This is a genomic window from Nocardia ninae NBRC 108245 (assembly GCF_007990755.1).
GTDB classification, from domain to species: Bacteria; Actinomycetota; Actinomycetes; order Mycobacteriales; family Mycobacteriaceae; genus Nocardia; species Nocardia ninae.
On the sequence record NZ_BJXA01000005.1, the window covers coordinates 171651 to 177875 of the forward strand.

Below are 6225 nucleotides of genomic sequence, written 5' to 3' on the forward strand. Positions count from 1 at the left end.
GCGCTCGGCTCCATCATTCGTTCGCTACGCTCTCTCATGCAGCTGCTCCCGTGATCGCTGCCACGATATCTTCTTGAGTCGCGTTGGCGGTCTCGAATTCCCCCGCATTGCGGCCCAGCCGCAGCACGACAACGCGGTCGCTGACCGACCGCACATCGACCAGGTTGTGCGAAATCAACAGCACGCCGAGGCCCCGCTCGCGCAGTCGGCCGATCAACGCGAGCACCTGCGCGGTCTGTTCGACACCGAGCGCCGCGGTCGGCTCGTCGAGGATCACCATCCGCGGCCGCCCGAGCAGTGCCCGTGCGATGGCGACCGATTGCCGCTGCCCGCCGGACAGCGCCGACACCGGTGCGCGCACGTCCTTGATTCGCACGTCGAGCGAGGCGAGCAGATCGCGGGCGCTGCGCTCCATCTCGATTTCGTCCAGCACGCTGCAGATTTGGGCCTCCGCACCGAGATGCAGGTTGGCGACGACGTCGAGGTTGTCGCACAACGCGAGATCCTGGAACACCGTGGTGATACCCAGGGCCTGGGCGTCCTGCGGGCGGTTGATCCGCACCGTCTCCCCCGCGAACACGATCTCGCCCTCGTCGGCCACGGTCACGCCCGAGATCGCCTTCACCAGTGTCGATTTGCCCGCACCGTTGTCACCGACCAGCGCCACCACTTCCCCGGCGCGCACCTCGAGGTCCGCGCCCGCCAAGGCCTGTACCGCGCCGTAGCGCTTGCTCAGCCCACGCGCCGAGAGAACCGTTGTGGGAGCTGTCATTTGATACCTGCGGCCTGACATGCCGCCGCGACATCGGGCGTGCAGATATCGGCGACGGTGTACAGCCCGTCCTTGACGATGGTGTCCTTGATGTTGTCCTTGCCGACCGCGATCGCTTCCAGCAGGTACGACGGGATGTCGGTCACGCCGTTGTTGGTTTTCGCGGGCGCCACCGGCTTCTCGCCGTACGCCAGCGCCACCGCCAGTTCGGCGGCCTTCTCCGCCTGGGCGCGGTAGTCGAGGTAGATGGTCATGGTCTGCTCGCCGGTCAGGATGCGTTGCACGCCTGCGAGTTCCGCGTCCTGCCCGGTCAACGGTGGCAGCGTCGCATAGCCCGCCCGCTTCAGCGCCGCGATCGCGCCGCCCGCCATGCCGTCGTTGGCCGAGTACACCCCGACGATCGCGTCCTTGCCGAGCGCGGTGATGGCCTGTTCCATCTGCTGCTGCGCCTTGTCGGGCGACCAATCGGGCGTGTCGAATTCGCGTCCGATCTTCACCTTGCCGTCCAGCGCCTCGTGCGCGCCCTTCTTGTAGTCGCCCGCACTGGGGTCGGTCGGCGAGCCGTTGATCACCACGAGCTGGCCCTTGTCCAGGGTGCCGCGCTTGGTCAGCTCGGCCAGCAGCGCCTCGCCCTGCACCTTGCCGACCTTCACATTGTCGAACGACACGTAGTAGTCGTAGGTGATGCCGGAGATCAACCGGTCGTAGGCGATCACCGGGATGTTCTTCTGGTTCGCCGTGTTCACCTGCGGCGCAACGGCATCGGCATTCACCGCGTCGAACACGATGACGTCGGCACCCTGGGTAAGCGCGGATTCGAACTGGCCCTGCTGCTTTGCCGCGTCTTGATCGGCGTTGAAGTAGAGCACCTTGCACTTCTCGCAGAGCTGCTTGACCTTCGCCTCGAACAGCGGGCGATCGAAGGCTTCGTAGCGGGTGGTCTTGGATTCCGGGAGCAGCAGCGCGATCGTCGGGTTGTCGCCGCCCGATTTCGCATCTCTGGTGCTGTCGCCGGAGCTACAGCCTGCCGCCAGGACGAGTGCGGCCGCCGCCGCGGTGAGGAGCTGAATTCGACGCATGAGGTCACCGTGCCGAGAGGAGAGTGAGAGCGCCCGGTTGAGCGTTGGTAAGAAAGGTAGTTTACTAACACGGAGGTGTCCAGTGGTACGAGCAGGAGGATTGATGAGTAGGGTCGGCAATCCCCAGCTCCTTCGGACGATGAACGAGCGGCTGCTGCTCGACTACCTGCGGGTGGACGGCCCGGCTTCGCGCGGCGAACTGGCCAAGGCCAGCGGTTTGTCGAAACCGACAGTGTCCGCGGCACTTTCGGGATTGGAGCAGGCAGGTCTGGTGCAGCTGGTCGGTTCGTTGAGCGGCAGGCCGGGACCGACCACCGCGCTCTACGACGTGAATGTACGCGCGGGCGTGGTGGCCGGAGTCGATATCGGCCGGAACTGGATTCGCCTCGCCATCGCCGATCTGCGCGGTGATTTCATCGGCCGTCGCGACGTGCGCAACACCGCGCGGTCGGCCGCCGATCTGGTGCGCCGGGTGCGCACGCTGGCCGACCAGGTCGCCGAGGAGGCCGGAATCGACTGGTCCGCGGTGCATTACGCGGTGATCGGCAGTCCCGGCGTGCTCAACCCGACCACCGGCCGCCTCGACTACGCGCAGAATCTGCCCGGTTGGGGACGCGCCGGGTTGGTTACCCAGTTGCGGGCCGCGCTCGGGGTCGAGTCGACCATCGAGAACGACATCAATCTCGCCGCGCTCGGCGAGCTGACCTTCGGTGCGGGCGCGGGCATCCGCAACTTCGTGCTCATCTCGATCGGCACCGGCGTCGGCATGGGCATCGTGATCAACGGCGAACTCTATGTCGGCAACAGCGGTGCGGCGGGCGAGGTGTCGTTCCTGCCCGCCAGCGAGGTCGACGCTCCCCCGCTCGATGCCCGCGAGCGTGGCCTGACCGAAACCGTCGCCGCCGCAGGCGGTGTCGCCCGCGCCGCCGAACAGGCCGGACTGCCCGGCGCCTCCGCCAAGGAGATCTTCGCCGCCGCGGCCGCGGGTGACCCACGGGCCGAGGCGGTGGTCGAGTCCGAGGGCCGCCGGATCGGCGCGCTCATCACCGCCGTCGCCGCGATCCTCGATCCGGAACTCGTGGTGCTCAGCGGCGGGATCGGCAACAACCTCGAACTGCTCGGCGACGCCATCGAGCGCCGCATGGCCGAACTCGGTCCGCTGCACCCCCGCATCGTCGCCAGCACGCTCGGCGACGACGGGGTACTCACCGGGGCCGTCTCCCGTGCCCTCTCCGTGGCCAGGGATCGGCTCTTCGAAAGACGTTCGGCGGGCGCCTGATACGCCATCGGGACACGCCTTATAGCGTGTCCCGGCGGGCTCGATTCCCGGACGAGCGTTGCCTCAGTTCGACAGATACAGGTACCACAGGCCGTCATTACCCTGACGGCACTCCCACTTGGTCCATTTGGCATTGTCGCGTTCCACCTCCACATTGGGCCCGTCGGCCTGGCAGGCGGTCGCGGTGGCATAGTTGCCCTCGACCTGCACTTCCTCGGCGGCGGCCAGTCCGGAACCGGCGGCAACGAGGCCCAAAGCGATGGTGGTGACGGCAAAAGTGGTCTTGATCATCGGTTATCTCCTTCGTCGTGATCCAGCGGTGCGGAACGTGCCGACCCCGGGGGGATCGAGACTCGAAAGTGTTCAACGAACGCCTGATTCGTCAGCGCACGCTGAGCGGTGGGCCGTACTGCGGGCCCTTCGGTTCGGCGAAGACGCTCGGGCAGGCGCGGCGCATACGGTCCATCGAGGAGTTGAGGTCGGTCAGGGCGGCGGTGACCGAGTCGGCGACCGGCTGGGCCGGGTGGCCGTTGTCCAGGACCGCGGCGAAATCCGACAGCGAGTCGTGCAATCGGCCGCCTGCGGTCGCCACGTCGCCGTAGGCGCTGCCGATCAACGGAGAGCCCATCCGGTCGACCACCGGATTGATGGTGTTCGAGACCTGATGGGACAGCCACATCCCCTGGGTGACACGAGCTTTCACCTCGCCGAAATCACCACGGGCCGCAGCCGGACTCAGGCCGTCGAGTTGCTCGGACAGCTGCCGGAAGGTATCTCGCAGACCGGCGACGGCTTGGCCACCGAGGGCGCAGTCCGTCTTGCCCGCATCGGCAACCCGGTTGCGCACCGTGTCCGGCGAACCCGAGCTCGAACACCCGCTCAGCAGCACGGCCACGAGCACGAACAGCGCGGCCACGGCCGGGCCGCCGAGGGCGGTGATCCCTCGGCGGGCCGGCCTGCCGTTGCGACGCGCGTTATGCGGCATGGGTCAGCACCGTGAGGATCGCGTTCTGCACGGCAGGCACGAAGGCGAGGGTCATGACCAATGCCATGCCGAACCCGGCCTGTACCTGCCGGTGCCGATTCCACCACCCGATCGGGGCGGTGCGGGACCGAGTATTCCACTCGACGCCGGTGGCGACGGCGACCTCGTTACGTTCGTAGTAGCCGAACGCTACGGGGGCCGATCCGACATCGAGCAGACCACCGAGCGCATCGGTGCTGAGCCCACCGGAGCCGATGTTTCGCGAATCGAACATGGTGCCAACCCCTTTCGTATTCGTCGCCGGTTACACGTCGATGGTGCTGCTCCACGGCTCCATCAGCTCGTCGTAGACGGCCTGGGTGAATTCGCCTTGGCCGATCAGGTCGCTCAGCACCGTCGCGGTGACGGCCTGACCTACCACGGCTACCGCGCCGATCGAGCCGAACGACTCCAACAGGCCGCTGAGGTCGCCGGCAGTGCCCACCGAGGTCGGCGAGACGGCCTGACCGGCGATCATCCCCGCGAGCTGCACGTTGCGGGATCGCCCGAACGCCTTGGCGGTCGCGGTCGCGATATTCAGCGGATGTGCCGCCACCGCTTGGGCATTCGCGCCCATGCCGAGGCCGGCCAGCAGTCCACTGAGCCCGCCTTCGAGGCCGGAGCCGTTCGACAGGGCCGAAACCTTGTCCTGGATAAGCTTTTTCGAGGCGGCGTTCAGCTTCTCCCGCTCCTCGGCGGTCAGCTGGCCGGAGCGTTCGATGATGCGGACGGCCTGGTGCCACTGCGGGCCGTAGAGGTACTCCAGGTGCAGGGTTTCCGGTGTGTGCGTCATGTCTGATCTCCTTCGTCGGATGGCTTGGCACTGTGGATGTTTCGTCACAGCGAAACGCTGACGAGCCGCGAGGCGCGATCGTGCGCCACCGCTTCGGCAGCCCCCTTTCCGGAGTAGGGCAGGTCGGCGAACGCGACCGGCGTCGGCGCGGGTTCGCTCGGCAGTGGAGCGAGCAGCTGCTGCAACGAAGCCGCCAGTTGCTCCAGGCTCGGGTCGTCGGGAATGTCGTCGAGGAACTGCGTTCCGGTCGCCGCCGTCCCGCCACCCCAAGCACCGAGGGGCCCATTGCGATCCAGCGCGGCCCGGATGGCGGAGATGATGCCGACCCGCGCCCCCGGCGTGAGCAGCACGGCAATCGCTACGGCAAGCGCCACCGCCGCCGCAGCCCCGAGCGCGGCAAGCGGCGCACCGATCAACGCCGCGAGCCCGACCAGCGGTGCGGCGATCAGCGCCGCCACACCGAGCGCGGCCAAGGGTGCGAGCGCGGCAGCAACCGCCGCGGCCAGCGCACCACCGAGCAGCAGTTTCGGGATCTCGATCAGCGCGAACAGCCCCAGCGCCGCCAACGGCAGCCCGACGACCGCTGCAAACGCCCCACCGGCGAGCAGAACCGGAAGCGCAAGCAACGCAAGCGCGCCGACCGCTGCCAGCGGGACACCGACGATCGCTGCCAACCCACCGCCGAGCAACAGGGCCGGGAGCGCAAGCAGCGCAAGCGCGCCGACCGCTGCCAGCGGCACACCGACCAGCGCGGCCAACCCGGCCAGCACTCCACCGGCCAGCAATACCGGAAGCGCGAGCAGCGCAAGCGCGCCCACTGCGGCGAGCGGCACACCGACCAGTGCGACCAACCCGGCCAACGCACCGCCCACCAGCAGCACTGGAAGGCCAAGCAGCGCAAGCGCACCGAGGGTCAGTGGCAGGCAGATCAGTAGCTTCACTGCGATGAAGGCGGCGGCGAGGGCAGCCAATCCACCGCCGATCAACAGCACCGGCACGCCGACCAGAGCGGCCAGGGCGGCTCCGGCGAGCAGGACCGGAATGCCGATTGCCGCGAGCGGGATGCCAACGGCTGCAACCAGTGCGCCGCCGATCAGGAGTACCGGAAGTGCCAGCAGCGCAACGGCTCCCACTGCGGCGAGCGGGACGCCGATCAGGGCGGTCAAGCCGATCAGGGCACCACCGATCAGCACGACCGGCAGCGCGAGCAAGGCCAGCGCACCGAGCGCGGCGAGTGGCACGCCGATCGCGGCGGCCAAGGCCCCGCCGATCAACAGC

General features: G+C 68.1%; 7 protein-coding genes and 1 pseudogene. 1 reads left to right on the forward strand and 7 read right to left on the reverse strand.

Going from position 1 to position 6225, the window contains the following annotated elements:
- Positions 1-34: 34 nt before the first annotated feature.
- Together NN4_RS06695 and NN4_RS06700 are read right to left on the reverse strand one after the other, a co-directional pair.
- Complete coding sequence (locus NN4_RS06695; RefSeq protein ID WP_147129086.1) at positions 35-772, reverse strand: ATP-binding cassette domain-containing protein; 738 nt, start codon at positions 770-772, stop codon at positions 35-37.
- A complete protein-coding gene (locus NN4_RS06700) occupies positions 769-1851 on the reverse strand; it encodes a sugar ABC transporter substrate-binding protein (RefSeq protein WP_135235178.1) in 1083 nt (360 codons plus the stop codon). The genes NN4_RS06695 and NN4_RS06700 overlap by 4 nt, the downstream gene beginning before the upstream one ends.
- Before the next feature lie 103 nt (positions 1852-1954).
- Here NN4_RS06700 and NN4_RS06705 point away from each other — a divergent pair, with 103 nt between their 5' ends.
- A complete protein-coding gene (locus NN4_RS06705; protein ID WP_147129087.1) occupies positions 1955-3130 on the forward strand; it encodes an ROK family transcriptional regulator in 1176 nt (391 codons plus the stop codon).
- 63 nt (positions 3131-3193) lie between these two features.
- Here the strand turns inward: NN4_RS06705 and NN4_RS06710 are convergent, their stop codons facing one another.
- The 5 genes and pseudogenes from NN4_RS06710 to NN4_RS44835 form a co-directional block, all read right to left on the reverse strand.
- Positions 3194-3421 carry a hypothetical protein gene (locus NN4_RS06710; protein WP_147129088.1) on the reverse strand — a complete coding sequence of 76 codons (228 nt, stop codon included), beginning with the start codon at positions 3419-3421 and terminating at the stop codon, positions 3194-3196.
- 91 nt (positions 3422-3512) lie between these two features.
- Complete coding sequence (locus NN4_RS06715) at positions 3513-4115, reverse strand: hypothetical protein (RefSeq protein ID WP_147129089.1); 603 nt, start codon at positions 4113-4115, stop codon at positions 3513-3515.
- A complete protein-coding gene (locus tag NN4_RS06720) occupies positions 4105-4389 on the reverse strand; it encodes a hypothetical protein (protein WP_147129090.1) in 285 nt (94 codons plus the stop codon). The genes NN4_RS06715 and NN4_RS06720 overlap by 11 nt, the downstream gene beginning before the upstream one ends.
- A 30-nt stretch (positions 4390-4419) precedes the next feature.
- Positions 4420-4947, reverse strand: a complete 528-nt coding sequence (locus NN4_RS06725; RefSeq protein WP_147129091.1) for a hypothetical protein — start codon at positions 4945-4947, stop codon at positions 4420-4422.
- A gap of 44 nt (positions 4948-4991) precedes the next feature.
- Positions 4992-6225, reverse strand: a pseudogene (locus tag NN4_RS44835) (hypothetical protein); the annotation flags it as partial.